Source organism: Pedobacter sp. 01T416_2 (genome assembly GCF_056398925.1).
Genome location: NZ_JBFTQI010000864.1, coordinates 1 through 2,329 on the forward strand (window position 1 = coordinate 1; position 2,329 = coordinate 2,329).

A 2,329-nucleotide genomic window follows, 5' to 3' on the forward strand; every position below is an offset into this window, starting at 1 on the left:
GATTACCCGTAGAGAATGTGTCCGTGTCCGAAAATTTCCTTTACGATGTTAGAAAAACGATTTCGGAATTGGTTGTAGATCAGTTTTATAAAACGCTTGCGAAACTGGCAAAGGATCAAGGCGTAACTTTTACGGCCGAAAGTATTGCACCAACGATGATGAGTGACGGATTGATGCATTACAAAACGGTTGACATTCCCATGGGCGAATTTTGGTTAAACAGCCCAACCCATGATAAGCCAAATGATATGTTGGATGCCATTTCTGGCGCACATATTTATGGTAAAAACATCATCCAGGCCGAAGCTTTTACAACAGTCAGAATGGACTGGAACGAAAGTCCAGCCAATATGAAAACCTTACAGGATCGTAATTATGCTTTAGGGGTCAATAAACTGGTGTATCACGTTTTTACACATAATCCCTGGACAGACCGGAAACCTGGAATGACCTTAGATGGTGTTGGCCTTTATTTCCAACGCGATCAAACCTGGTGGAAGGCTGGTAAAGCATGGATAGATTATGCAGAAAGAACGCAAAGCTTGTTACAGCAAGGCAAACCTGTTGTAGATATCGCCGTTTTTACTGGTGAAGAATTACCACGCCGTTCTGTTTTACCAGATAGGCTGGTAGAAACCTTGCCCGGTATTTTTGGTGAAGATGTAGTGGAAGCTGAAAAGAAACGCCTCGCAAATATTCGTGAACCTTTAAGGCAAATGCCAGCCGGTGTAACACATTCAGCAAATATGGCAGATCCTGAAAATTGGGTAAATCCATTACGTGGATATGCTTATGATAGTTTTAATCCCGATGTATTGAGTACCGCAAGCGTTAAAGATGGCAATGTTGTTTTCGAAAGTGGTGCAACCTATAAAATTTTGGTATTTACCGGAAAATTAAAGATGAATCCAAATTATCAATACATCAGCTATCAAACGATTAAAAAACTTTTAGAATTGATTAAAGCTGGCGCAAAGGTAATTGTTGCTGATAAACCACGCTATCAAAATGGAATTAAACAAGTTAATCCAAATGAATTTAATAAAGTTGTAGAAGAAATTTGGGGAGGAAGTTTTAGTGTTATAGATTCATTTCCTAGTAGATTTGATGCGGTAATGACTAATACATTGTTCAAAAAAATTGGAAAAGGAAACATCTACAAGGCTCCAATTACTGACGATACATTTGAAGCAATGGGAGTAAGCCCAGATTTTTTTRCTTCAGAAAAAGATGTTCTCCCTGAAGGAACTTATGCTAAAAACGTAGGGTTTACCCATAGATCATCAAATAATAAGGAAATTTATTTTATTTCAAATCAAGAAAATAGGGAGCGCGTACTTGACTTAATTTTTAATCAACACAAGGTTTCGCCAGTCATTTATGATGCAGTTACGAATGAATATATGCAACCAAAGCATTGGTCAGGAAATCCTTTTGGAATCACCTATTTAGATTTAAAATTTGCGCCAAATCAATCATTATTTGTAATCTTCAAGAAAGACACTCTCCTTAAGGCCGAGAATGGCCAAAACTGGTCTAACTTAAAAACTATTCAGGATATTTCTAAAACCTGGCAGGCAAAATTCAATACGGCTTATGCTGGCCCATCAAAACCTGTTATTTTTAATGATTTAACTGATTGGACACAAAACACAGATAGTTTGGTTAAATATTATTCAGGAACTGGAACTTATAGTAAAAATTTCACCTTCAATGAAGATTTTAAAGGTAAGATCTGGCTCGATTTAGGCGAATTCTCCAGTATTGCCGAAGTAAAAATCAATGGAATAAACTGCGGCACTTTGTGGACTGCTCCGCACCGTTTAGAAATTAGTAAAGCCATTAAAAAAGGCGAGAACCAAATTACCATCGAAGTGACAAATACCTGGGCTAACCGTTTAATAGGCGATAGCAAATTGCCAGAAAATAAAAGAATTACCAAAACAACTGCACCTTTCCGATTGGAAGGTAAAGCTTTAAATCCTGCGGGATTATTAGGGCCGGTAGTGATACAAGTGGAAGAGTAAATGGGATTTAATATTTCAAAATATATGAAAAAAATAATTGTATTAATTCTGGCATTTACCCAAACTGTGGTTTACGCTCAACAAAAGAAAGTAAAGGATAATTTTAATGTCCAGATCAGATTAGAAAAGGGCGATTTAAATAAAGATGGTTTAACGGACAAAACCATAATTATGATGGATACGATTGATACAGCGGTCCCATTAAGGTTACAAATATTTTTATTACAGCCAAATAAGAAATTTAAAATGGTTTTCTCTTCAACTGATGTAATTGAACCCCAATATGTAAACGGTGTACATAC

2 protein-coding genes are annotated in these 2,329 nt (G+C 36.6%); both read left to right on the plus strand.

The features are described from left to right. The coding region (locus AC1DPQ_RS25160; protein WP_477611231.1) for a glycosyl hydrolase at window positions 1-2,027 on the plus strand (2,027 nt) is incomplete at its 5' end. 24 nt (window positions 2,028-2,051) lie between these two features. Then, on the plus strand, window positions 2,052-2,329 hold a 278-nt coding region (locus tag AC1DPQ_RS25165; protein WP_477611232.1), incomplete at its 3' end, for a hypothetical protein.